General features: G+C 35.6%; 22 protein-coding genes, 2 tRNA genes and 1 pseudogene. 16 read left to right on the plus strand and 9 right to left on the minus strand.

All coding sequences use genetic code 11. The annotated features are described in order from the left end of the window. Positions 1-753: 753 nt before the first annotated feature. Positions 754-2,574: a heme lyase CcmF/NrfE family subunit gene (locus AAGD99_RS01380; protein ID WP_341822386.1), complete on the minus strand. Its 1,821-nt coding sequence runs from the start codon at positions 2,572-2,574 to the stop codon at positions 754-756. 22 nt (positions 2,575-2,596) lie between these two features. On the opposite strand from AAGD99_RS01380, the gene AAGD99_RS01385 reads away from it, so the two are divergent. The 9 genes from AAGD99_RS01385 (at position 2,597) to ubiH (ending at position 13,903) form a co-directional block, all read left to right on the plus strand. Continuing rightward, positions 2,597-2,776: a hypothetical protein gene (locus AAGD99_RS01385; protein ID WP_264328606.1), complete on the plus strand. Its 180-nt coding sequence runs from the start codon at positions 2,597-2,599 to the stop codon at positions 2,774-2,776. A 102-nt stretch (positions 2,777-2,878) separates the two neighbouring features. Then, positions 2,879-4,120 carry a hypothetical protein gene (locus AAGD99_RS01390; protein ID WP_341822387.1) on the plus strand — a complete coding sequence of 414 codons (1,242 nt, stop codon included), beginning with the start codon at positions 2,879-2,881 and terminating at the stop codon, positions 4,118-4,120. 122 nt (positions 4,121-4,242) lie between these two features. Further along, positions 4,243-5,568, plus strand: a complete 1,326-nt coding sequence (locus tag AAGD99_RS01395; protein ID WP_264732082.1) for a dihydroorotase — start codon at positions 4,243-4,245, stop codon at positions 5,566-5,568. 208 nt (positions 5,569-5,776) lie between these two features. Beyond that, positions 5,777-6,961 carry a dicarboxylate/amino acid:cation symporter gene (locus tag AAGD99_RS01400; RefSeq protein ID WP_264732084.1) on the plus strand — a complete coding sequence of 395 codons (1,185 nt, stop codon included), beginning with the start codon at positions 5,777-5,779 and terminating at the stop codon, positions 6,959-6,961. Positions 6,962-6,964: 3 nt separating this feature from the next. After that, positions 6,965-7,561: an orotate phosphoribosyltransferase gene (gene pyrE, locus AAGD99_RS01405; RefSeq protein ID WP_341822388.1), complete on the plus strand. Its 597-nt coding sequence runs from the start codon at positions 6,965-6,967 to the stop codon at positions 7,559-7,561. Between the two features lie 368 nt (positions 7,562-7,929). Next, positions 7,930-8,598, plus strand: coding sequence for a hypothetical protein (locus AAGD99_RS01410; protein ID WP_341822389.1), 669 nt, complete (start codon positions 7,930-7,932; stop codon positions 8,596-8,598). A 181-nt stretch (positions 8,599-8,779) separates the two neighbouring features. Continuing rightward, the gene (gene typA, locus AAGD99_RS01415; protein ID WP_341822390.1) at positions 8,780-10,609 is read left to right on the plus strand and encodes a translational GTPase TypA; all 1,830 of its coding nucleotides are present in this window, start codon (positions 8,780-8,782) and stop codon (positions 10,607-10,609) included. 605 nt (positions 10,610-11,214) lie between these two features. Beyond that, entirely contained in the window at positions 11,215-12,225 is a 1,011-nt protein-coding gene (locus AAGD99_RS01420; RefSeq protein ID WP_264736105.1) for an Mrp/NBP35 family ATP-binding protein, read from the plus strand. Positions 12,226-12,754: 529 nt separating this feature from the next. Next, positions 12,755-13,903 carry a 2-octaprenyl-6-methoxyphenyl hydroxylase gene (gene ubiH / locus AAGD99_RS01425; protein WP_341822391.1) on the plus strand — a complete coding sequence of 383 codons (1,149 nt, stop codon included), beginning with the start codon at positions 12,755-12,757 and terminating at the stop codon, positions 13,901-13,903. Positions 13,904-14,023: 120 nt separating this feature from the next. Here ubiH and AAGD99_RS01430 read toward each other — a convergent pair whose 3' ends face one another. Together AAGD99_RS01430 and AAGD99_RS01435 are read right to left on the minus strand one after the other, a co-directional pair. Beyond that, positions 14,024-15,025, minus strand: a complete 1,002-nt coding sequence (locus tag AAGD99_RS01430; RefSeq protein WP_341823188.1) for a gamma-glutamyl-gamma-aminobutyrate hydrolase family protein — start codon at positions 15,023-15,025, stop codon at positions 14,024-14,026. An 80-nt stretch (positions 15,026-15,105) separates the two neighbouring features. After that, positions 15,106-15,178: transfer RNA gene (locus AAGD99_RS01435), tRNA-Phe, on the minus strand. An 81-nt stretch (positions 15,179-15,259) separates the two neighbouring features. Between AAGD99_RS01435 and coaD the strand changes: the two genes are divergently transcribed. Together coaD and AAGD99_RS01445 are read left to right on the plus strand one after the other, a co-directional pair. Further along, positions 15,260-15,766, plus strand: a complete 507-nt coding sequence (gene coaD, locus AAGD99_RS01440; RefSeq protein ID WP_253309665.1) for a pantetheine-phosphate adenylyltransferase — start codon at positions 15,260-15,262, stop codon at positions 15,764-15,766. Positions 15,767-15,834: 68 nt separating this feature from the next. Beyond that, positions 15,835-16,026: a zinc-finger domain-containing protein gene (locus tag AAGD99_RS01445; RefSeq protein WP_341820626.1), complete on the plus strand. Its 192-nt coding sequence runs from the start codon at positions 15,835-15,837 to the stop codon at positions 16,024-16,026. A 24-nt stretch (positions 16,027-16,050) separates the two neighbouring features. On the opposite strand, the gene AAGD99_RS01450 is transcribed toward AAGD99_RS01445, so the two are convergent. Both AAGD99_RS01450 and uppS read right to left on the minus strand, forming a co-directional pair. Then, entirely contained in the window at positions 16,051-16,677 is a 627-nt protein-coding gene (locus AAGD99_RS01450) for a phosphatidate cytidylyltransferase (protein WP_264732170.1), read from the minus strand. Continuing rightward, entirely contained in the window at positions 16,667-17,362 is a 696-nt protein-coding gene (gene uppS, locus AAGD99_RS01455) for a polyprenyl diphosphate synthase (protein ID WP_015589050.1), read from the minus strand. Before uppS ends, AAGD99_RS01450 begins: the two co-directional genes overlap by 11 nt. 353 nt (positions 17,363-17,715) lie before the next feature. Here uppS and AAGD99_RS01460 point away from each other — a divergent pair, with 353 nt between their 5' ends. Next, positions 17,716-18,108, plus strand: a complete 393-nt coding sequence (locus AAGD99_RS01460) for a hypothetical protein (RefSeq protein WP_341822392.1) — start codon at positions 17,716-17,718, stop codon at positions 18,106-18,108. A 124-nt stretch (positions 18,109-18,232) separates the two neighbouring features. Here AAGD99_RS01460 and frr read toward each other — a convergent pair whose 3' ends face one another. From frr to rpsB, 4 genes are read right to left on the minus strand one after another with little or no spacing between them, the layout of a single operon-like run. Then, the gene (frr, locus tag AAGD99_RS01465; RefSeq protein ID WP_341822393.1) at positions 18,233-18,790 is read right to left on the minus strand and encodes a ribosome recycling factor; all 558 of its coding nucleotides are present in this window, start codon (positions 18,788-18,790) and stop codon (positions 18,233-18,235) included. Positions 18,791-18,797: 7 nt separating this feature from the next. After that, positions 18,798-19,532, minus strand: a complete 735-nt coding sequence (gene pyrH, locus AAGD99_RS01470; protein WP_182182811.1) for a UMP kinase — start codon at positions 19,530-19,532, stop codon at positions 18,798-18,800. Positions 19,533-19,542: 10 nt separating this feature from the next. Then, entirely contained in the window at positions 19,543-20,403 is an 861-nt protein-coding gene (gene tsf, locus AAGD99_RS01475; RefSeq protein ID WP_264732175.1) for a translation elongation factor Ts, read from the minus strand. Further along, a complete protein-coding gene (gene rpsB, locus AAGD99_RS01480) occupies positions 20,384-21,232 on the minus strand; it encodes a 30S ribosomal protein S2 (RefSeq protein WP_341822394.1) in 849 nt (282 codons plus the stop codon). Before rpsB ends, tsf begins: the two co-directional genes overlap by 20 nt. A gap of 192 nt (positions 21,233-21,424) precedes the next feature. On the opposite strand from rpsB, the gene AAGD99_RS01485 reads away from it, so the two are divergent. From AAGD99_RS01485 to AAGD99_RS08975, 4 genes and pseudogenes are all read left to right on the plus strand, one after another. Then, positions 21,425-21,501 (plus strand) — tRNA-Asp (locus AAGD99_RS01485). Between the two features lie 137 nt (positions 21,502-21,638). After that, positions 21,639-22,085 (plus strand): preprotein translocase subunit YajC, encoded by a 447-nt coding sequence (gene yajC / locus AAGD99_RS01490; RefSeq protein ID WP_253302548.1) that lies wholly within the window; start codon positions 21,639-21,641, stop codon positions 22,083-22,085. 32 nt (positions 22,086-22,117) lie between these two features. Beyond that, on the plus strand, positions 22,118-23,929 hold the full coding sequence (glmS, locus tag AAGD99_RS01495; protein WP_253309670.1) for a glutamine--fructose-6-phosphate transaminase (isomerizing): 1,812 nt from the start codon (positions 22,118-22,120) through the stop codon (positions 23,927-23,929). A gap of 204 nt (positions 23,930-24,133) precedes the next feature. Then, positions 24,134-24,270, plus strand: a pseudogene (locus tag AAGD99_RS08975) (IS4 family transposase); the annotation flags it as partial. Positions 24,271-24,305 lie beyond the last annotated feature (35 nt).

Below are 24,305 nucleotides of genomic sequence, written 5' to 3' on the forward strand. Positions count from 1 at the left end.
ATATGGTTATTTGATCATTAGCTCTATAAATAAATTCAACTCTCCGTTCTTTTTGTAGAAGCTTTCGAGAAATAGTCTTCTCAAGTTTCAGGTTTATTGCAATATTGTTGGCGGAGTCCCGCCGCGGTATCTCTTAGCATAGATCCCGCTAACACATAGCGGAATGACGAAGTTATCGTCATGCCACCGCGAACCGTCATACCGCCGCGAATCGTCATACCGCCGCGGTATCTCATCCGCTAACAAGAGATCCCGCTAACACGTAGCGGGATGACGGTTGTCGTTTAGCTATAAATATTAAGGAATTTACCAAACAAAAAAAAGGCAAAAGAAGCCCTAGTCATTGTCTATTTTCAGTATTTGGCGTTTTTTAAGTCTTAAACACTGCAATTTAGCTGCTTTTAAGTGCAACTAACTTAAGCTATAAATGTTTAAGAAATTCACTAAGCAGAAAAAAAGGCAAAAGAAACCCCGCGTTAGCTAGTTGTCACTCTCTAATCCTGCAAATTGGCGTACTATACTGTCTTAAACGACTTATAAGCGCGTTTCAGCTTGTGTAGGTAAAAACCTAGAAATATTGTGAAGACATAAGGTGCACATAGTGCAAAAAATTAAAAATAAGACGCCAACTACGTTGTTTTCTTGCTGTTTAATCTGCACAGATGAAGATAACTGAATACCTTCAATACCATGATAAGGGCGCTGGCGGAGTTTGTCAAGGAAGTTTTTTCGTTATAGTATAAAGGAGTCCTATTAAAATCTTCTCAATAAAGGAAAAGCAGCAAGGAGCGAACCAAAAGCGATGAGAAAGGATCCAAACCAGATTATAGACATTCCAGGTTTATAGTGCACTTTAGCTGCGATTTTGCTCTTACTCTTATCAATCTCACCGATTACAACATAAATATCAGAAAATAAATTGTGGTAGATACTGCTTTCAACATTTTTCTGACCTTCCACAAGGTAAAATCTATATTCAGGGGTTATCTCACCCAATATCTTATTATTCAGCAAATTCCTAATGTCCATTGTACCTCTCACTGCATGGAAATTTTTTTCTTTTATTAGCTCAATATTTCGTAAAGTAACTTTAAATTTATTGACTGTTATGCTATCCCCTATTTTTAAGTAATTTTCTTTTTTCTCCTGCCAACCAACTGAATAAGCTATACCAAGCACTAAAATTGCCACTCCAGCATGAGCTGCCATCATTGCATAGTAGGATTTAGAAACTTTTCTTGCTAATAAAATTGATTCACCAAATGCTACCTTAAATAAACAAATTCTTTTACTATATGCTTCTAAAACAAAGATTAATAATGCTATGGAGATAGTAATTGATAGCACAATTATTAGCTCCATGTGAAAGATAAACGGCAAAATAGCTGCAGCACTACAGAATGAAAATCTGTATTCACGAAATATTGGCAATAGACTATTTCCCTGCCAACGGCAGTATTGCCCGATCATGGTGAGCACTAGAATAGCCAGTGCAATAGGATTAAATAAAGAATTGTAATATGGTGCTCCAACTGAAATTAATTCACCGGTTAAATACTCAAGCACTGTAGGGTATAAAGTGCCAACGAACACAATGAAAAAGGCAGTAATAAATAATAAATTGTTCATCAGCATCATCGTAAGGCGTGAAAAGAATCTTCTACCCTCTGTCACTTGAGTAGCAGATTTCTTTCTGGATTCCAATGTCGAGCACTGGAAAGATGTGCGATTTTTTCTCGTAAACACTACAAATATTACTAAGCTACTGACTGTAATTACACCAAGTAGAGCTAATATATACAGTCCATACCTTGAGTCATCTGCAAACGTGTGCACTGAGGTGAGTATTCCTGAGCGGACTAGAAATGTTCCAGTTACACTCAATATAAAAGTTGTAAGCGTAAGTAAAATAGCGAAATTCCTTAAAGTATTGAAATTTCGTACAACGAGCAACAAATGTGTCAGCGCCACTGCAATTAGCCACGGTATCAAAGAAACGTTTTCCACTGGATCCCAAAACCAAAATCCACCCCACCCAAGTTCGCGATATGCCCACCAGCTACCCAAGCTGATGCCCAAAGTGAGCAGCGACCAAGAAATAAGTACCCAAGGCCTGACAATTTTAGCCCAAACATTTCCTTCAGTATTTGCAATTAATCCAGCTATAGAGAGCGAAAAAGGAACGCTAAATCCAAGGTACCCCAAATATAATATCGGTGGATGAATAGCAAGGCCTATATCTTGCAATATCGGATTAAAACCCAATCCATCTTTTTCAACGCTTGGCATTTTAGTGAAGGGGCTGGATTCAAGTAAAGTGAACAGTAAAAAACAAAAGCAAATCAAGCCTTGGGTGATCAAGGATACTTTCTTCAATTTACTGTCGTTATCAGTAAAAATACCCATCAGAAATAGGTAAAAGGTAAGCACTAATGTCCAAAGCAACATAGACCCTTCTTTATTTCCCCAAACTCCACAAATCTTATAGATCAAAGGTTTTGTTGTGTGTGAGTGGTAATATACGTTTTCGAGTGAGAAATCATTTGTAATGTGGCAGTAGATCAAAATAGCCATTGATGTTGATACACAAAAAAATATGGCAGTGGTAATAAACCGACAAGAACTAAGTGGTAAAAACAAATATGTCAAAGACAATAAGCAGGCTACCAATAGCAATATATTCCCAAGCTCAGGCATAAAAAATTATAGTTTTTATATAAACAATATTACTGATGACAAGTTAGAAGTTAAAGTGTTAATTGACGCTTGCTATTGATGCTAGCATAATGCCCCCGTAGTTAGCTGTGCTAGTATTAATTAAAAATTAAATATTAAATCTTTATACTTTTATAGATAGCGTTAATATTGAGGTAACATTGTGGGTACAACTAAGATTAGTAAATTTCCATTCAATATAAAAGGTAAAGTGGCAAAACAACATGCCGAACCAATAGTTGAAAAAAATCTCTATACTATTTTAGGATTCAAAAGTAGAGAAGATTTTGAAAATAAGACAAGTAAGCTTGTTAATAAAAAAGTTTGGCAATCATTTGTTGACTGCTTTGCAAAAGAAATAGATTATGCAGCAACTGAAAAAGTTGTAAAAAACATCGTTTGTAACATTGCAAAGAGTGATCAAGGTAATGCTTTTACCAAAACTGAACATCTGATATTAAATGAAAAGCAAGATAATAAAAAGAGAGAAAAAGCGATTAGAAAAACTGTTGGTATTTTGAGAAAAATCAATCCAGAAAAAGCCTTCAATGAACTTTCAGTAATAAAAAAACAAGCTGAAGATTTTTTACAAACCGATTTTTATAAAGCTCAGAGTAAACCACTTCAAGGATTTGCTCCATCTGGTGGACAGCTCTTTGCGGAAGTTCTGAAATATATAGAAACACTAGAAAAATTATCCGAAGTAAAAAGAGAAGGGCTAGTTAAAGATTTCTTGTTAAATCATGTTAGTTCATTGAATAAAAAGTATCCTAAATCACAAGGTAAAAGGGAAGATGCTATAACAATACTATCAAGTAATGAGTTGAAGAATTTTTACAATAAAGGTGTAGAAGAAGGAATATTACAACCAATGGTATCTTACAAAGAATGCAGAAACCTGTATGACAAAATGAACCAAATGAAAAATGAATCCAAAAGTATAATTAAAAGAGAAGGACGGGAAGAAAATTTGAAGAAAATAGATAAGTCGATAGTCAGTGCAATTAATGACATAAAAAAACATAGAGAAGCAATCCTTAACTGTAAAGACTTTCAAAGTTCTTACATAAAAGAGAAAAAAGAACATCCATTTAGAGGCAACGCATGTCAAAAAATAATTGATATATATCAAGAGAGAATTGCTGGATATCAGGAGAAAATTCGTCAAAATTTAAACCAAATAAAAGCGATATTAAAAAGTGCTCCGCAAGAAATGGATGATGTGGAAGAATTAGAGGAAATAATCGATGGTATGCATGAAGCGAAGCAGTGTGATGAAAATTTTGACTCAGCTTTGATTTGTTTATCGAACATACAGAATGAGCTAGATATTCAACTGGAAAATCCTTCAACAGAGCTAAGAGTTTTTCATATTAACGTTAAAACTGAGCTAACTCGGTTATAAGAGCCAAATTTTTGGGACAATTTTAATTCAAGACAGCTCTCGCAACTTTAGTCTGCGTTTTTATTTGGTTGTGTTTTGTTAAAAAAACTTTAGATTTATTTTATAATCGATACTCAAATATAATGACTCAAACTTGGAATTTGTTGCAAACAGGGCAAAAAGAAGGCTATAAAATTGCGTATACTAATGCTCGTATTATCGACCCGGAAACTAAACTTGATATAAAAGGTTCATTATTGACTGAAGGGGATAAAATTGTTGACTTTGGTGAATCATTATTTTCAACAAGTGGGGTCGATGAAACAATAGACTGTAAAGGGCTTGTTCTAATGCCAGGCCTTATTGACATTCACGTACATTTTCGTGAACCAGGCCAAGAACATAAAGAAACTATATATACAGGCAGCAAATCTGCAGCTGCGGGAGGCGTTACAACTGTAGTTTGTCAGCCGAACACTGTTCCAGCAATTGATAGCGTTGTTTTGGCTAAATATTTGAAATATAGAGCACTTGAAACTTCACATGTAAACGTTGAATTTTACGCTAAAATTACCACTTCGGAAGAAAAGTTGACTGAAATGGCACTTTTAAAGGAAGCAGGTGCGGTTGGGTTCACTGATGATGGCATGCCAGTTATGAACCCAATGATTATGAGACAGGCGCTGCTTTATTCAAGTATGCTGGGTGTTCCTATTGCTCAACATGCAGAAGATTTAAATTTATCAGCAGGTGGTGCAATCAACGAAGGTAAAATTTCTGAAGAATTGGGAGTAAAGGGAATCTTGAGTGCGTCAGAATCGGTTATGGTAAATCGTGATATACTGCTCATGAAAGATATGGAAAATGTGCACTACCATATTCTACATGTCTCTTCAAAAGATTCACTTGATGCTATTAAACGTGCGAAGGATTTGGGATTAAATGTTACATGTGAAGTAACCCCTCATCACTTCACTTTGACTGAAAATATAGTAAAACAACATGGAGCAATTGCAAAAATGAACCCGCCGCTTCGCACTGAAGAAGATCGTTTAGCTATGGTTGAAGGTTTAAAGACAGGTGTGATTGATTGCATTGCAACCGATCACGCTCCGCATGATCGTAATTCTAAAGATCTTCCACTTGAAAATGCTGCATTTGGTATTGTTGGCCTTGAAACAATGCTGCCCCTTTCACTTGAACTTTACCACAGTGGGCAAATGGGTCTACTTGATGTGCTTGCAAAATTGACATATAAGCCTGCAGATATAATACACGTATCACGTGGTCGTATACAAAAAAACCTTGCTGCAGACTTAATTTTAGTTGACCTCAATCATGAATGGGAAATTAAAACTGACAACTTTGCTAGTAAATCAAAGAATTCCCCTTTCGATGGGCGCAAAGTAAAAGGGCACGTGGTACGTACTGTTGTGTCTGGCAAAACTATATACTCACAGAAAAGTTAGTTATCATACCTTATCTGTTCCAATTTGTTATCACCAGAATGGGCTAAGTGCACCTGAATTTAAAGTACATCGCATGACATATTTTTAACACTTAATTAATAATGAAATGTTACTTATCTTTCCCTAATCTATAAAGTTATTTTGTCTATCAATCTGATTCCAAAACAGCAAAATTGTTGTATAATGTTACTTTGAAGTTTTATTTTCAATGCACAAGTTTGCAATACTCTTTTCTATACTGTTTGCAATAGTTGCTTACTATTTAAACAGTGAGATTATATTTGAAATAGCAAAGCTGTTTAGTGACATATTTGTTAGTTTGTTGAAATTAATAAGTTTACCTTTAGTTTTTCTATCGATAGTTTCCACAATTTCAGGACTTAAAGACTCAATCGAAATTAAAACCTTAGTTAAGAAAACACTATTTTATACGCTGCTTACAACTATTATAGCTGCGTTTGTTGCATTATTGTTTTACCTGCTAATAGACCCAGTGAAAAAAAATTTCATATGTAACACGATAGGAAGTTTGGATAATAACAATTACAGTTACTTTTCATACTTAAAATCACTCATTCCTTCGAATTTTGTGCAAGTTTTTCTTGAAAATAACGTTATTGGTAGCATATTGATCGCTTTTTTGATGGGTGGAGCTATTGTTTCACTTTCAAAAGAAAAGCAGGACATATTACATCAAATATTCTCTGCACTTTTCGATACGTTACTTAAAATTGCTCAGGGGTTACTAAAGCTTGTTCCACTTGCTGTGTGGTCTTTTATTACATGTTTTTTGCACGAATTAAAAGGTGGTAGCGAGTTCTACAGTCTTTTATGGTATTTTGTTTGCATAATGTCTGCAAATTTTGTGCAGGCATTTCTGATTTTACCGCTACTTATGTGGTATAAAGGCATATCACCAATTCAAACGCTGAAAGGGGTTATGCCGGCACTCACACTTGCGTTTTTTTCTAAATCATCCAGTGCAACATTGCCAACAACTATAGACTGTGTGCAAAATAAGCTAAAGGTGCCAAAGAAATTGTCGTCCTTTATTTTACCAATATGCACAACAATTAATATGAATGCATGTGCTGCATTTATACTAATCACTGTAATGTTTGTTGCAGAGATGAATGGATGCGCATTTTCCTTAAGCGAAATGTTTATATGGATTTTTTTAGCAACTAGTGCAGCAATTGGTAACGCTGGAGTGCCGATGGGGTGCTATTTTATGGCAACCAGTTATCTCATGTCGATGAATGTTCCTCTGCATATTATGGGACTGATTTTGCCTATTTATACAATCATCGATATGTTTGAAACTGCAATAAACGTGTGGTCTGATATTTGTATCACTCAGATAATTAATAAAGAATGTAATAGTGAAACTTAAAAAATGATATTAGACGAAAACAACCTAATAATAAAAGAATTTAAAGAAGCAGAAGCAATTTTGCATGGGCATTTTGTTTTATCTTCTGGATTGCATAGCAATACATATATACAATGCGCTAAAATTTTTGAAAATCCAAGCAGAGCCATGAAAGTTTGCGCATTACTGGCAGATAAAATAAAAAAAGAATTAAATAGCTCCATAGATTTAATATTATCTCCTGCAATTGGTGGAATAATTGTGGGTTATGAGATTGGCAGGCAGCTTGGAATAAAGACAATGTTTTGCGAGCGCGTTAATGGCAAGTTTGAATTACGCCGTGGATTTAAGATCAAAAAGGGTGAGAAAATATTACTTATCGAGGATGTGATAACCACAGGCAAATCTTCACTTGAAGCAGTGAAATGTGCAGAAGGGGAGGGAGGTAAAGTCATTGCTGAAGCTTCTTTAATAAAGAGGAATAGTGAAACGAAACTGCCTTTTCCTGTCATATCTTTGATTGAACTGAACATCCAAAACTACAGCGAGGAAGAACTTCCAAGTGAATTAAAACAACTACCCATAACAAAACCTGGGAGTAGAGAATATTTAACAAAGTAATCCTATATAGCACAAAAAATAGATCCTTTTTTTCAATGTCGTTACAGCATTATATTACTTAGTTAGCGAGAAAAAGAGAGGTAGTGGTATAGTTGTTAAGGACAGAAGAAGTACATAAGCTTGGATTATCTCAAAACGTCTGTGAGGTGTGCAATAACTTTGGAATTAAAACTGTATTAATTGGCTATAATAAAACAATCAGTCTAAAAAAAAATTCAAGAAGAGTTTGCAGAGCAAGATAAAATGCTGGTGGGAAGGAATGTCAAGTAGCAACATTAGTTGCTATAGCAATTATAAAAATTTCTCTGCAGTTGACTAATATATAATTTTGCATTACTATTAGCATTTAGTTAATGTGAGGGAGTTTCATGATAGATGATGTGTATCTTAATAGTGATGGTCTTAATTCTTTCAATTCAGAATCTGAAGCATATTCTGATTCCGAGAAAGCTTTGTATGATTTCTTTCATGAGAAGTCTAACGCTGATTATGAAATTTCCATCAACCGTCAATTTTTGAATGATTTAATCGGTGGTGAGCTGCATTATAAGGTACACGTAGGTGATTTATTCTCAAAAGGTTCTCTTGCTGGTAACCACTGGTCACCGTATCAAGAAGAGATTCACTATAGGCAAGACATAATTCGACATGGCCATTTATCTAGTTTGGTTAACTATTATTTCAATCCTTTTGCTTATGGGAATAGAGTATTTAACATTAATGATCATGGGTATTACAATACTCATGTGATTGAGATGTCACCAGGATCTTCTTATACAAAAGGAGTGTATACAAGTCAAGGCAATGCCTCAACTTACTACATAAGGATGGAGTTAGATCCGGATGAATTAGAAGTTAGAGAAAGTTTTTGTGCATCATTAGGCTGTGGGGAATATAGATACAAAATAGATCCAGAAAGCATTAAGATTGAAGAAAATTCAGTATCGTTTTACACAGGAAGGGAATATAAGAGTATACCGGAGGGGCTAGAAGGGAAAATAGAAGTTACTATTAAGAGAAAATACTCTTGGGTTTAGTACTTAATCATTAGAATTTTTGTTTCAATTATATAAAATAATTTAGCTAGCATAGTATTAGCACTAGGGATGGCACTTTATGGTTATTGCCTATAATACTTTGAAGGTGTAGCTTTAGTTATTTACTCTAAGTATATTATACGTATACTTATTATTAAATTAAATTTGAAATGATGAAGAAATGAGTGAATTTAAATTAATCCGAAATATAGCAATAATTGCACACGTTGACCACGGTAAAACTACTTTACTTGATAACATGTTAAAACAAAGTGGCACGTTCCGCGAGAATCAAGAAGTTCAAGAACGAGTGATGGATAGTGGTGACCAAGAGCGTGAACGCGGAATTACAATACTTGCAAAATGCACATCAATAATGTGGGGTGATGAAAAAATCAATATTATTGATACGCCAGGGCACGCAGACTTTGGTGGAGAAGTAGAAAGGGTATTGTGCATGGCAGATGGCGTGTTGCTGCTGGTTGATGCTGCAGAAGGTCCAATGCCACAAACAAAATTTGTGCTCTCAAAAGCACTAAAAGCAAATTTGAAGCCAATTGTGATAATCAATAAGGTCGACCGACCAGACAGCAGAATTGATGAAGTATTAAATGAAATATATGAGTTATTTTTTAACCTTGATGCAACCAACGAGCAGCTAGATTTTCCAGTGTTGTATGCTTCTGGTAGAAATGGTTGGTGTGCTAAGGAGCTTTCTGATGAAAGAAAAGATTTAAGCCCATTATTTTCAACGGTTATAGATTATATAAAACCTTCTGTTTATGATCAAAATGCCCCTTTTGCTATGTTGGTCACTCTACTTGAGTCTGATAAGTTTCTTGGCAGAATATTGACAGGAAAGGTTTATCAGGGCGTTGCAAAAGTCAATTCAGATCTTAAGGTACTTGATCTGGACGGTAAAGTAATTGAACGAGGGAGATTAACTAAGTTGCTCTCATTTTCTGGCTTGAAACGTATTCCAGTAGAACAAGCTGTGGCGGGAGACATAATTGCAATTGCAGGACTTGAGAAAGCTTCAGTTTCTGACACTATAGCAGTACCAGAGGTTACAACTGCAGTAAGCTCAACTCCAGTTGATCCGCCGACGATGGCGATTACTCTGAGTGTTAATGATTCACCTTTTGCCGGACAAGAGGGAACAAAGCTTACCTCAACCATTATAAAGGATCGTTTATATGCAGAAGCAGAAACAAATGTTGCAATTACCGTAACTTTGGCATCAAGTGGTGAAGCGTTTGAAGTAGGTGGACGTGGTGAGCTACAGCTTGGAGTGTTAATTGAAAATATGAGGAGAGAAGGTTTTGAGCTTTCAGTATCACGCCCTCGCGTGCTATTTAAGGAAGAAGATGGCAAAAAACTTGAACCTATAGAGGAAGTAGTAATTGATGTAGATGATGAATATAGTGGAATCATCATGGAAAAACTCAGCTTCCGAAAAGGTGAAGTGACTGACATGAGACCTTCTGGTAATGGTAGGACAAGATTAACGTTTTTAGTGCCATCAAGAGGATTAATTGGTTATCAAGGAGAGTTTTTAACTGATTCTCGGGGCACAGGCATAATTAACCGTTTATTTCATAGTTATGCTCCACATAAAGGTCCAATTTCTGGAAGGCGCAATGGAGTTTTAATTTCTACAGATAAGGGTGAGGCTGTGGCGTATGCAATTTTCAATTTGCAAGACAGGGGAATTATGTTTATCAAGCCACAGGATAAGGTATATTGTGGCATGATTGTCGGCCAGCATAGCCGTGACAATGATTTGGAGATAAACGTGCTAAAAGGTAAGCAATTAACAAACGTAAGAGCTTCAGGTAGTGATGAAGCCATAAAACTCACTCCTCCAAAGATAATGACACTGGAGGATATGATAGCGTATATAGATGATGATGAATTGGTGGAAGTAACTCCAAAATCTATACGTTTACGCAAGAAATTCCTTGATCCAAATGAACGTAAGCGTGCAGGAAGGGCAAAGAATAAGGAGTAGAGGTTTCTTTTTGCAGGTAATTTTCGTAGCAGCGTACTATCTCGCTTGTCAAGCGTTTAAAACATAAAAAACGCCAATATTTTAAAGCGGATAATAACCACGGGGCTTCTTTTGCCTTTTTTTTCGTTTGGTAAATTTCTTAATATTTGTAGCTAAACGACAACCGTCATCCCGCTACGTGTTAGCGGCTAAGAGATACCGCGAATGAATCGCAGTATGACGGTTCGTGGCGGTATATTCGTCATCCCGCTACGTGTTAGCGGGATCTATGTTAAGAGATACCGCGAATGAATCGCGGTATGACGTGGGACTGCTGTCATTCCAGTGCTCCTTTTTTTGTCATCCCAGTGCATGACACTGGGATCTAGAAAAAAAGAACCAGTGTCAGCTACTTTCATGACATCATCATAAAGTAAACCAGTGTCAAGCTACTCGGATGACAGGAGAAGGGGCTACTTGGATGACAAGAAAGAGGCTACTTTCATGATACTGTCATAAAGTGAACCAGTACTTGGCTTGTGTTCTAGGCAAAACCTGCTATAACATTTAACATACTGTTTCCGAAACAAATGTTCCGCACTGGGATCTGCTATGTAAGAGGTCTAATGATCAACGAAGAAATTGTAAGAGAGAACTTAAAAAAAGTCATAGAGCAAAAAAGCGGCAAAGATGTGATCGCTCTTGGCATAATATCCTCAATCATTATTAAAGGCGGGGACATTGGTTTTGCGCTTGAAGTTGCCGGTAACACGCAAGCAAACGAAGAATTAAGAAGAAATTGTGAGCAAGCTGTTAAAGCTATACCGGGGGTGACAAAAGTGATCGTGGTTGCTACTTGTCAAAAACAAACTGGGCAACAAAAAGCTAAATTACATATCGAAGGAGTGAAAAATATAATCGTTGTGGCCTCTGGTAAAGGCGGTGTGGGCAAGTCCACAGTTGCGCTAAATCTTGCTCTCTCATTAGCAAAGTTGAAACATAAAGTTGCGCTGGTTGATGCAGATATATATGGTCCTTCAATTCCTAAAATGCTTAGCACTGAAAAATTAAAGCCAGAAATACAGGGTGGAAAAGCAATACCTATAGAAAGGTATGGACTGCATACTATTTCAATCGGCTATTTTGTTGACAAGGATCGTGCAGCAATATGGCGCGGACCTATGATCACAAAAGCACTTTATAATCTGCTCATGGGAACAAAATGGTCCGATATAGAGTATTTGATAGTTGATACACCACCTGGAACTGGCGATGTGCATTTAAGTCTTATGGAAAATTTTAACTTAACCGGGGCGATAATAGTTTCAACTCCACAGGAGCTCTCTTTAATCGATGCTCGCAAAATTTATGATATGCTTAAAAAGCTCAGTATACCGATTATTGGCATTGTGGAAAACATGAGCTATTTTACTCAAAGCGGCTCAGAAATATACATATTTGGAAAAGACGGCGCAAAAAGAATGTCTGAGGAGCTGGGCATCAAACTCCTAGGCAGGATTCCTCTGGATCCACAAATATGTCATGCTTCTGATTGTGGAAATCCTTTAATGCTAAGTGAAGATTTGGCAGAGATTTATGAAGACATTGCTAAAGATGTTATAGCTAAAGTGGCTTAGGTTTACCTACAATTTGAAAAACCGTCATTCCGCTACTAGTTAGTGGAATTTATACCGCGAATGAATCCACAACTGTACGAACATTGTCTACCAGAAGGGTGTCATCCCAGTCTGGGATCCAGGAATTTTATTAAGTATAAAAATAGCTGTTTTATGTTAAAATACAACGTTTTGATGATTATGGAAAGGCTGGATTCCAGACTGGAATGACATCATCCTTTTTTCTGAATTCCAGTGTCAGCTACTTCCATGACATCATTATAAAGTAAAATGAGATCCCAATGTCACGCACTGGGATGACAAGAAAGGGCTACTGGGATGACAGGGGAGTTGCCTTTTTTCTACTTAGTTTGGGTTATGCAAGAAATCTAATATGATTACTTCTATGCTTAGCCATTTTCAAGACAGGTTCTAAGAGACTTAATTTGTATATAGGAAAACCTTAAAGTCTTTTACTCATAGTATACAAAGTTTGTTTAAACTATTTTCAAAATAGATAAAATATAATTTTACAATTAGCGTGAATAAAATGAATTATGATGTAATCATTTCAGGTGGTGGGTTACTTGGTCTTATTACTGCCATTGGCCTCAGTTGTGACTCTGTGTCTGTAGCTGTGATTGAAAAAAATAGTCTACCACGTGTAGTAGATGACAACCGAGCATTTGCTATTTCTCAAGGCTCGAAAAAAATATTGGAAAAATTAGGGATTTGGCAGTTTATAGAAAGCGAAGCTGAGCCAATACTTGATATATGCATATTAGATGCGGTTACTGTGCATTACAATCATAAAATGGTTGGTGAAGAACCAATGGGTTATGTTATTAACAATGCTACTATATGGAATGCAATCAACAATAATTTTCTGAATAAACTAAATATATACTCTCCACATTCCTATAAAACAATTGCTTGTGATTCAGGATATGTGGAAGTTATTCTTGATAATAACCAGGAATTAATATCATCGCTACTTATCTGCGCTGAAGGCAAAAACTCTAAACTACCAGAGTTATTTTCTATACCGACAGTGAAATTTGATTATAAACAAAGTAGCATAGTATTTAATGTAAAGCATGAACTGCATCACCAAAACTTAGCTGTAGAGCGTTTTTTTCCTGGCGGTCCATTTGCAATTCTACCGATGAAGGGTGGCTATACTTCTTCGATAGTTTGGACAGAAAAATCTGGAATTTCAAAAATGCTAATGGATCTGTCTGAAGAAGAATTTATTATAGAGCTCAAAAAAAGATTTGGTTCTTATTTAGGAGAGATAAAATTAGAGGGTGAAAGAAAACTTTATCCTTTAAGTTTTGTTTTCGCAAAAAAGTTATATAAGGGTAGAGTTTTGCTTATCGGCGATGCAGCACATTCAATTCATCCAGTTGCAGGTCAAGGGCTTAATCTTGGAATTAGAGATGTAGAAAGTGTTATAAAGCACATAGTTGCTGCAAAAGCATCTGGTATTGATGTTGGCAGTAGTTATTTATTAAAGAAAATTTTACGTAACAGATACTTTGATAGTTTTACAATGGCGCTTGCAACTGATGGATTAAATAGGATGTTCTCCAACAGAATATTCTGCGCTAAAGCACTAAGAAATCTTGGCTTGATTGCAGTTGAAAATTCAAATTTTCTCAAAAAAAGCTTCATTCGGCATGCTATGGGATTTATATAAACTACTATTTTATAGCTAATGCAACTCATACCGCCGCGGTATCTCTAGATCCCGCTAACAAGCAGCGGGATGACGAATTTGTCGTTTATCAAATCGTCGGTAAGCCTAAAGCTATAGCCATTAAGCACGATAAAGAAAATCATTTATAATCGCTATAGCAACTAGTGTAGACACTTGACGTTCCTTGTGATTTGATAAATAGAGGTTTTTATCTGATTTTACAACAAGGGCTTCTGGATGACATTGAAAGTAAATATTACCGTGCTTATCTTCAATAGCCTCTATTACCCCATCACTGGAAAATGCTGCAACTTTATATCCAAGTAACTCCAATTTTCTTCTATTTTCTGGTGTATTACTTACTGCCCCTGAATGAGCATCTGGAAAATATGTTGAAAACCAGCCATTTTCATTAGGTATTAAGAATTTAGCTACTAATTCCGCTAAACGACTGTTTGGAACGATCTTTATCTGCTGGAGAGGTGCATCCTCTTTATGTGGATTAGATGCTGATTTTAAATGAGATCTTCGCTTCTCTTCATCACTCACAACACTCACTACTTCAATTCCCTTTGCATTCATTATGCCTTCACATATGCCAAGTAAATGAATTGCAGGGTTATCATCCACTATTTTTGCAATTGCTTCAGTAACAAGCTGGCGACAAGGAGTGGGTGCTGAGTGTAAATTATCCGGAATAAATATTCTATTTATTTTGTGCTCTTCAATAAACTTTGCAACTTCAATTTTTATTCGGTCTAATGTCAGCTTCTTTGCCAATGTTTCATCTTGTTTTGCGAGATTAAGTGACTCTGTCTGAATTTTTTTAAGGCTAATTATCTTATTATAATCAATCAGTACAGTCTTAACCCCAAAGTTATTAAACATCTTGTAGATATTTTGAGATAGCCCAAGCTCATGTGCTTCTTCCGTTTTCAACAAACCAACAACTATGTCATTATTTACTGTATTTTCTGCCGTCAAGGCAGTTGACGCTGGTTCTTCTTTTCTGGTTACATGTTGAGATGCCGGTTTTTCACTAACGCCAGCATAAGTAATATTGCTTAATAATAGAACTATAATTAATAAGATCTTAAATACTTTATTGTAATATTTATACACCATAACTTGCCTCTCTAATATTTATATTACGATATAGAGTATTTTATAACAAAAAGGCAAATTTGCCAAGAAAGAGAAGGTGGCCTGAGCAGGAATCGAACCAGCGACACAAGGATTTTCAGTCCTTTGCTCTACCAACTGAGCTATCAGGCCAACTGTATACTTTCATTTTTAGATAAAAAATGTTATTATGTCTATCAAAAGTTTTTAAAGTAGTTTATATAAAAATAAAGGATGAACATTAATAACAGAATAGGAATCTACCCTGGCACATTTGACCCTATAACTTTTGGGCATATTGACATAATCAAAAGAGCGTGTAAACTAGTCGATAAATTAATAATAGGAGTTGCAGAAAACGTTAATAAGCATGTTGCCTTTGACACAAAGCTACGCACAAGCATGGCTGAAAGTGAAATCAAAGGGCTAGGAATTGATGCAGATGTTATATCTTTTAATGGGTTGCTAGTGAAGTTTGCCAAAGAGCAGAATGCTTCTGTTATTATTAGAGGATTAAGAGCAGTATCGGATTTTGATTACGAGTTTCAAATGAGTTGGGTAAATTATAAACTTCTTCCTGAAATCGAAACCATATTTCTTCCTGCTTCTGAAGATACTCAATTTATCTCATCAAGTTTTGTAAAGGAAATAGCAAGATTAGGAGAAGATGTTAGCAAATTTGTATCAAAAGGCGTTCAAAACGAATTGATTAACCTGAATAGGATAAAAAATGGAGAATAGTGCTTGTTGTTTTTTATTTCTGAATGGGTATATTCAATATATAAAATGTTATAAGCTAAAGGAGTAGCATGTCAAAAGTGAGGGTTAATAATAGAAAAGTTTGTTGTCATGGTGATGAGAATAATGAGGGTTCCGGCCATCCATTAATATATTTAGATATGGGAGAAGAAGAGGAAATAGCCTGCCCTTATTGTGAAAAGACGTTTGTCCATGACTGTACTGTAGAAGCGGTTGGGGAGCTGACTAGGGATGAACTCTAATGGCACTTTATTTCTTCTGCAGACTTAGCTTATGTAAATAGCAAGAAGAGGGGCAGTAAAAATGAAACTATCCATACGATCGAGCACTCCTCCATGGCCAGGTATCATACTTCCACTATCTTTAACACCGTAAGCTCTTTTAACAAGCGACTCAGTGAAATCGCCAAGTTGCGCTAGAATAGCGATTGCAAGACCAATGATTGGAGAATAAAAAATTGAAAATAGACCAAAAAATATTGATCCAAAAATTGTGCACACTACTCCAGCTAAAATCGCACCAAGAAGTCCTGTCCAAGTTTTTCCAGGGCTAAGAATTGGGCAAATTTTAGCTCCACCAAAATTCTTACCAAATAGGTAGGCAGTAATGTCAATTCCCCAAATGGTTAAGACGAACCATACTAATGCGTATTTTCCCTGTGGTAGGTTATATAAATATATTAATGAGGCGCTTGGTAGTGCAATCAATAATAATGCGAAAACGTATAAAATTTTGTTTCCTTGGGTTAGATTATACCATTCAAAAGAAGATAAAACTGCTATTGAAAAAATCAATAGGTAAAACGATAAATCACTGAAATATGTAGCAAAAGAAAATATGAATAATATTACTATTGAGGACAATATTCTAATTATAAAATTATTATCTACCATATTTTTTCTCTCTTTTTGTATAATCTTCTAATGCTTTGCTCAAATCTTGACAAGAAAAATCAGGCCATAAAGTATCACAAAAATATAATTCAGCATAAGCTGCTTGCCATAATAAAAAGTTGCTTAACCTTTTTTCGCCGCCAGTGCGAATTAATAAATCCAATTTTGGCAGATCTTTAGTATATAGAAATTTTTCAAATTCCTCTTCTGATACATAAGCAATATTTTCTTTTATAATATTGCTTATAGCTTGTGTAATTTCTTGCTTTGCTCCGTAACTGACTGCCACAGTGAGTAATAAACCATCGTTCTTATGTGTCATTTCTTCTGCTTTTTTAATTTGATCCAATATTTTACTGGATAACAGACTTAAATTGCCAATAAAATTCAACTTAATGTTACAGTTGCAAATGAAATTGACTTTATCTTCATTAGTTAAAACGGAGTAAAATAAATCAAATAGACAGTCAGTTTCGTTTTTGGGTCTAAGCCAATTCTCCATAGAGAATGCATACAAAGTTAAGTAGGGTATGGTTAGGTCCGTACAATACTTGGCAATATCGTATGCAACTTCACTGCCCTTTTTATAACCATCAATTTTTACCTTTCCTTGATTGTTCGCCCATCTACCATTACCATCCATAATAATTGCTAAATGTTTCGGTAAAGATTCTTGATTCAACATTTAAAGTTCACCTAAACCACCCGATATCATCTGAGTGCTTAACATATCACTGTACAAAAATAGTGATTTAGTAGCAATCTCTACTTGAAAGGTGTCATCCCAGTAGCCCTTTTTCCTGTCATCCCAGTGCGTGACACTGGGATCTAAGTATAAAAATATTTGCAAATTATGCAATGAACAACAGATTCTTGGGGCATATAATGTCCATGATGAAAATAAGGTAGATCCCAGTGTCACGCACTGGGATGACAGGAAAGAGGGAAATGGATAACAGATTCTTGGGGCATATAATGTCCATGATGAAAATAAGGTAGATCCCAGTGTCACGCACTGGGATGACAGGAAAGAGGGAAATGGATAACAGATTCTTAGAGCATATAATGTCCATGATGAAAATAAGATGTATCCCAGTGTCACGCACTGGGATAACAGGAAAGAGGGAAATGGATAACAGATTCTTAGAGCATATAATGTCCATGATGAAAATAAGATGTATCCCAGTGTCACGCACTGGGATAACAGGAAAGAGGGAAATGGATAACAGATTCTTAGAGCATATAATGTCCATGATGAAAATAAGATGTATCCCAGTGTCACGCACTGGGATGACAGGAAAGAGGGAAATGGATAACAGATTCTTAGAGCATATAATGTCCATGATGAAAATAAGATGTATCCCAGTGTTACGCACTGGGATGACAGGGAAAAAAGGCACTGGGATGACAAAAAAGAGGACACTGGAATGACATCATTTACTGTATAATACTGTGCAATATTGCAACGTTCATACAGTTGTGTGTCGACTACCTCCATGACACCTTTGCATATAATTTTTTCTTTTTCACTACTGAAGGTTTCTTTCATATTACCTTAGTGATGCAATATATCCTTTTCTTTGATGGACAATTCACCATCAATCTTTTTTATATTATCATCAGTAATATTTTGTATTTCCTTCTTAGCACCATGAAAATCATCTTCTGAGATCTCCTTATTTCCCTTCATTTTCTCTATTTCTTCCATAACATCTCTGCGTATATTTCTGATGGCAATCCGCGCATTTTCAGAAAACTGATGCAATAATTTTACTAATTTTTCACGGGTTTCTTGTGTTAAATCCGGAAGAGCTATACGTATGGTATTGCCCTCAACAACAGGATTTAAATTCAAGTTGGCATTTAATATAGTATTTTTCACTTCACCTACAACATTAATATCCCAAACTTTAATTGATAGGGTTTTGTTATCTATAACTGAAACGCCTGCAACCTGATTTAACTTTTGATGTCCACCATAGATATTTACAACTATACCATCAAGCAACGATGCGCTAGCTCTACCAGTGCGTACGCCTTTAATATCATCATGAAAGGACTGAATAGTTTTTAGCATTCTTTCTTTTGTTTTAGCTTTTATTTCATTTAACATAAATTACCTACTGTTTACAATCTGAAACTATAGTATAAGTACCTTGACCCTTAATAATATTGACTATTTTTTCTCCCTTCAAAGAAAAAACTATAATTGGAATAGAATTCTCACGAGCAAGTGAAATTGCTGATGCATCCATAACTTTTAAATCACGAGTCAATAAATCCGTGTAAGAAAGCCTATCATACATTACAGCATCCTCATTTTTTTTCGGATCAGCGGAGTATACACCATTTACTTGTGTACCCTTTAGAATAACATCACAATTCATTTCAACAGCACGTAAGGCTGCAGCTGTATCTGTAGTAAAAAATGGGTTGCCTGTGCCTGCTGCAAAAATTACCACTCTACCTTTTTCTAAATGACGAATAGCTTTCCTTCTTATGTAAGGTTCACATACAGTGGCCATGGGTATTGCAGATAATACCCTAGAAGCTACTAAATTTTTTTCTAAAAAGTTTTGTAAAATTAAAGCATTGATTATAGTTGCAAGCATTCCAATATAATCACTGCTTGCTCTTTCACAGCCACTTAAAGACGCAGATGCGCCACGAAAGATATTACCACCACCAACAACAATACATACCTGAACTCCAAGCCTGTTAACATCAGCTATATCTTTGCATAATTGGCTTATTATTCCCATATCATGGCCAAAAGACTGTGACCCCATCAAAGCTTCACCAGAGATCTTCAATAACACTCTAGAGTATTTTACTTTATCTGCTAAGGAAGACATTTCTTGCCATTTAGTTTGCACTGCCCAAAACAAGTAACTTGTAATCAGATAATTTAATAGCACTCACCTCGCTTGATTTTATAAAATCAGAAACCTTCATTTTATCATCTTTTATGAACTTTTGTTCTAGTAAAACAACTTCTTCATAGTACTTAGCCATTCGTCCATCTACTATTTTTTTTGCTACTTCTTCAGGTTTATTTAAGCTCCTTACTTGCTCTTCAATTATAGAACGTTCATTTTTCAACTTCATTTGATCTAAATCATCTATAGACAAAGCTTCAGGCTTCATAGCAACTATGTGCATCGCTATTTGTTTTCCAATTTCCTGTAACTTTGCCTTATCACCGGGTGATTGCAATGCAACTAAAGCGCCAGTTTTACCTAAACCACGTACATCACCGTGTACATAACCAGCAACAACTCCATCCTTAGTCTCTAGGTAACAAAGCTTGCTCAACTCTAACTTTTCACCAAGAACTGACGTACCATTCATAATAGCTTCCTGCACTGTGCCAATGCTTTCATACTTGGCATTTTTTAACTCATCAACGCTGATACAGCGTTCTTGATGAGCAATTGATGCTAAATTTGAAACTAACTCTATAAATTTCTCATTCCTTGCAACAAAATCGGTTTCGCAATTGAGTTCAACCAATGCACCATAATTTTCAGTCAAACACATAGCAACGAGCCCATCTGAAGCTACTCTATCAGATTTTTTGTCAGCTTTAGCAAGACCTATTGTACGCAACTTATCAACGGCTTTCTTGATGTCACCATCACATTCTTCTAATGCTTTTTTACAGTCACTTAAGCCAAGCCCTGTCCTATCACGTAATTCCCTTATATTATCTGGATTCATCTTCATTTGTTACTACCTCCCTTTCTTCTTCTTTGTAAACTTTACTACGTTTCCTTTTAGTTTGCACAATACTATCTTCTTTTTCTTGAATAAACTCATCACCTTTTATATTATCAATCTTAACTCCAGATCTTGCTAGACTAGACTCTATTCCAGCTAATATAGAGTCGGTAGCTAATTTACAATAGAGCTCTATTGATTTTCTTGAGTCATCATTTCCAGGTATTAGATAAGTAATATCATCTGGATCAGAATTAGTATCAAGTATTGCAACTATTGGAATTCCTAACTTTTTAGCCTCCTTAACCGCAATATGCTCTTTATTAGTATCAATGATGAATAAGATATCAGGAATTGCTCCCATTTCTCTAATACCACCAAGCGCCTTATCAAGCTTTTGCTTTTTCTTTTCAATGTTCCCCAATTCTTTCTTTGTTAAAATGCTATCCTCGTCATTTAATATTTTCTCATATTGCATCAAGGTTTTTATCGAAGAAGAAACAGTGCCCCAATTAGTAAGCATACCACCAAGCCATCGATGATTCACATAATATTGACCACAACGAATCGCTTCACTTGCAATAATATCAAAAGCTTGAAACTTTGTACCAACAAATAGAATGCGACCACCTTGAGATGCAACGTCATATAAAGCCTTCATGGCCACCTGTAGCAATGGTAATGTTTTTCGCAAGTCAATTATATGTATACGATTTTCTTGATGCACTCCATATATGTATGGAGCCATTTTTGCGTTCCAGCGACTAATTTTGTGACCAAAGTGTACACCAGATTCGGCTAAATCACGCACAGTGACTTCAGGCAAATTTGTCATATATCATTCCTCCAAATAGTTTATCTTCCATGGCATAACCCTAATGGGACTACTTGTACAAGCCATGTGTGAAATTAAATTATTTACATAGTAATAGAAAAGACAGCAAAGCGCAAACAAAAAATATTGACAAAGGGCAACATGTTTATTAGCTTTAAAGTCGAAGCCCGAAAACGCTAAAAAGAAATTAGGGGGGGTGTAGCTCAGTTGGTTAGAGCGCATGCCTGTCACGCATGAGGTCGTGAGTTCAAGTCTCATCACTCCCGCCATAGTGGTTTTAGCATAATCTAAAATCCGCAATATTATTGCCGGTATTTAGAAACGTTTTCACCAGACTTGACATGGCATGGTATTGTAATTAATACTTAAATAGGTTTGTTTTTATCATTAACAATTAGGATTAAATATGCTCATTTCTGAAGTTTTTGCAGCAGATGCAACTAGCAATGCATCAAGTATCGGCGCATCTTTTGCTAGTTTTATTCCATTGATTTTAATATTTGTGGTATTTTATTTTCTCATTATTCGCCCAAACCACAAAAAACTAAAAGAACATAGAAAAATTATAGATCAAATAAAACGTGGTGATACAGTCATTACTTCTGGCGGGATAATAGGTGAAGTTAATAAAGTTGATGAGGCAAATGCACAATTTATAATAGAAATAGCACCAAAAGTTGAGGTGAAAGTCCTAAAGTCCGCTATATCTGAAGTTTTAAACAAAGAAACTCAAAAAGTGGCAGCTAAACCAATTGAAAAAGGCAAAATCGAAAAGAGTGATAAAAAGAATAAAAATCAACCACCAGAGGAAAGTAAAAAGGGAAAAGATGATAAAGGCAAAAATGCTGCATAACTTTAAAAGAAAGTTCATTTGGTGATCCATTTGTGTGCGGAATATTTGGTGTAGTAAGTAGCGGTGATTCAGTAATACCAACTTTACTAACTGGGTTGCAAAAATTGGAATATAGGGGATATGATTCCTCAGGTATAGCAATCATAAATAACGAAGGCGAGATAGAAGTCAAAAAATCAGAAGGTAAAGTTAAAAGATTGTATGAAGTTGTTGATGAAAGCAAGATGTCTCACAGTACAGTTGGTATAGCACATACTCGCTGGGCTACACATGGAGTTCCAGGCCTTAAAAATGCTCATCCCATTCATACAAATAATGTTGTTGTTGCTCATAACGGCATAATTGAGAATTACAATCTGCTAAAAAAGGGTCTAGAAGAAAGGGGAATGTTATTCCATACTGATACTGACACAGAGATCATACCAAATATGCTAACCTTATATCTTGATGAAGGATTGTCGCCAGTTGATTCTCTATTTAAGTGTTTAAACAACTTACATGGCTCATTTGCCTTGGTCTTATTATTTGCAGAATATCCAGATGCCTTATTTGTTGCGAAGAGAAATTTGCCTTTAGCAATAGGCTATAACTGTAACACAGTGTTTGCTGCATCTGACTCTAATGCTTTAAGTGCATTTGTGGAAAGAATATCGTATTTGGAAGATGGCGACATTGCAGTGATAAAATCTAGTGGAGTTAGTATATACAACAATGGTACACAAGTTAAACGTAGTATAGAAAATAGTAGTCCAAGTGATTTTCTAATTAGCAAAAATGGGTATCCTAGCTTCATGTTAAAAGAGATTTTTGAGCAACCGCGTGCATTAAACAAAACAATAAATCAATTTTACAAGCAATATAAAGAGGTCAACAAAAAATTGTTTTCTGAGCGGAGTTACATTACTATAGTTGGATGCGGGTCATCTTATTTTGCCGGGCTAATAGCAAAATATTGGCTGGAAAGTGTCGCTCAAGTTCGAGTATATCTAGAAATCTCATCAGAATTTAGGTATAGCAACGTCAAGCTAGAAGAAGGCAGCATTGGGTTATTCATCTCTCAATCTGGCGAAACTGCAGATACCATAGAAGCGCTGCGTTATGCGAAATCACAGAAGCAAACAATCATTAGTATAACTAACACATTTAACAGCAGCATTGAAAAGATCTCAGATATTGTGTTACATACTCTTGCTGGGCCAGAAATTGGTGTTGCTTCAACAAAAACCTTTTCTGCGCAACTTGCAACTTTAGCATGCTTTGCCGTGGAGCTTGGAAAAATAAAAGGTATACTGGGTGGAGAGAGAATAAAACAGCTAAGCAGTGCTATCAATTCTATTCCCGAGTATGTTGAGCACGTTTTGAATGTGATGCAAATACAACATATATCGGGCAGTATATTAGAACACAATAACGTTATTTTAATCGGCAGAGGAAGTTCATACGGAGTTGCAATGGAAGGCGCATTGAAGATAAAAGAGCTTTCATACATTAATACCATTGGCATTGCAGCGGGAGAAATGAAGCACGGTTCTATTGCTTTAATAGACTCTACTGTGCTTGTTATAGCAATTATCCCTTATGATAGTTTATTCTTTAAAACGCTATCTAATATACAAGAGATTATTGCAAGAAAAGGCAAAGTAATTGCCTTCAGTGATAAGCAAGGAGCGCCATTCCTAAGGGGAGTTTGCGCAGATGTGGTGCAACTTCCAGACACTGATAATTTTATCTCTCCTATCATCTATAGTGTTGCTATGCAATTCCTTGCTTACTATACTGCAGCAAAAAAAGGGTTAGATGCCGATTGTCCAAGAAATTTAGCTAAGTCTGTCACGGTTGAGTAGTCCATTTAAAGTTAAAGCTAGACTTCTAATTAAGGTAACCGTTCACTCAATGGCGTCAACTTAAGGAAAAATGTCTGCGATTGTGTGTAAAATTTCTCTCTAAAATTTTTACCATTAAATTACCCAAAAGCTGCAATAAACAGCACTTTTATTTCTGTTTTATTTCAACAAAGAAGTCTAAAATGTGTCCTTTTTAGGTGAAACATGCAAAAAGGAAAAAATCTTATTCTACAAATTAAAAATATAATATACTCGAAAACTTTTCAGAAGATCCATTGTGTTGGAAAAAAAGTTTCACACGCACAAGAAAACTTCCTTTTACGACAGTATTAGACTTCCTGCATAACCAATAACGAACTTTTATTGGGAATAGAGA

This window comes from Wolbachia endosymbiont (group A) of Clivina fossor, from assembly GCF_964026865.1.
GTDB lineage: Bacteria > Pseudomonadota > Alphaproteobacteria > Rickettsiales > Anaplasmataceae > Wolbachia.

What these genes read in the sequence shown, in the direction of transcription:
- ubiH (WP_341822391.1), top strand. Translation starts at nt 12,755, where the DNA reads ATGAATTATGATGTAATCATTTCAGGTGGTGGGTTACTTGGTCTTATT.
- pyrH (WP_182182811.1), bottom strand. Translation starts at nt 19,532, where the DNA reads ATGTCTTCCTTAGCAGATAAAGTAAAATACTCTAGAGTGTTATTGAAG.
- yajC (WP_253302548.1), top strand. Translation starts at nt 21,639, where the DNA reads ATGCTCATTTCTGAAGTTTTTGCAGCAGATGCAACTAGCAATGCATCA.
- AAGD99_RS01410 (WP_341822389.1), top strand. Translation starts at nt 7,930, where the DNA reads ATGATAGATGATGTGTATCTTAATAGTGATGGTCTTAATTCTTTCAAT.
- AAGD99_RS01450 (WP_264732170.1), bottom strand. Translation starts at nt 16,677, where the DNA reads ATGGTAGATAATAATTTTATAATTAGAATATTGTCCTCAATAGTAATA.
- rpsB (WP_341822394.1), bottom strand. Translation starts at nt 21,232, where the DNA reads ATGACAAATTTGCCTGAAGTCACTGTGCGTGATTTAGCCGAATCTGGT.
- AAGD99_RS01395 (WP_264732082.1), top strand. Translation starts at nt 4,243, where the DNA reads ATGACTCAAACTTGGAATTTGTTGCAAACAGGGCAAAAAGAAGGCTAT.
- coaD (WP_253309665.1), top strand. Translation starts at nt 15,260, where the DNA reads ATGAACATTAATAACAGAATAGGAATCTACCCTGGCACATTTGACCCT.
- tsf (WP_264732175.1), bottom strand. Translation starts at nt 20,403, where the DNA reads ATGAAGATGAATCCAGATAATATAAGGGAATTACGTGATAGGACAGGG.
- frr (WP_341822393.1), bottom strand. Translation starts at nt 18,790, where the DNA reads ATGTTAAATGAAATAAAAGCTAAAACAAAAGAAAGAATGCTAAAAACT.
- AAGD99_RS01445 (WP_341820626.1), top strand. Translation starts at nt 15,835, where the DNA reads ATGTCAAAAGTGAGGGTTAATAATAGAAAAGTTTGTTGTCATGGTGAT.
- typA (WP_341822390.1), top strand. Translation starts at nt 8,780, where the DNA reads ATGAGTGAATTTAAATTAATCCGAAATATAGCAATAATTGCACACGTT.
- AAGD99_RS01400 (WP_264732084.1), top strand. Translation starts at nt 5,777, where the DNA reads ATGCACAAGTTTGCAATACTCTTTTCTATACTGTTTGCAATAGTTGCT.
- AAGD99_RS01385 (WP_264328606.1), top strand. Translation starts at nt 2,597, where the DNA reads ATGGCAGTGGTAATAAACCGACAAGAACTAAGTGGTAAAAACAAATAT.
- uppS (WP_015589050.1), bottom strand. Translation starts at nt 17,362, where the DNA reads ATGTTGAATCAAGAATCTTTACCGAAACATTTAGCAATTATTATGGAT.
- pyrE (WP_341822388.1), top strand. Translation starts at nt 6,965, where the DNA reads ATGATATTAGACGAAAACAACCTAATAATAAAAGAATTTAAAGAAGCA.
- AAGD99_RS01380 (WP_341822386.1), bottom strand. Translation starts at nt 2,574, where the DNA reads ATGGCTATTTTGATCTACTGCCACATTACAAATGATTTCTCACTCGAA.
- AAGD99_RS01460 (WP_341822392.1), top strand. Translation starts at nt 17,716, where the DNA reads ATGGATAACAGATTCTTAGAGCATATAATGTCCATGATGAAAATAAGA.
- AAGD99_RS01420 (WP_264736105.1), top strand. Translation starts at nt 11,215, where the DNA reads ATGATCAACGAAGAAATTGTAAGAGAGAACTTAAAAAAAGTCATAGAG.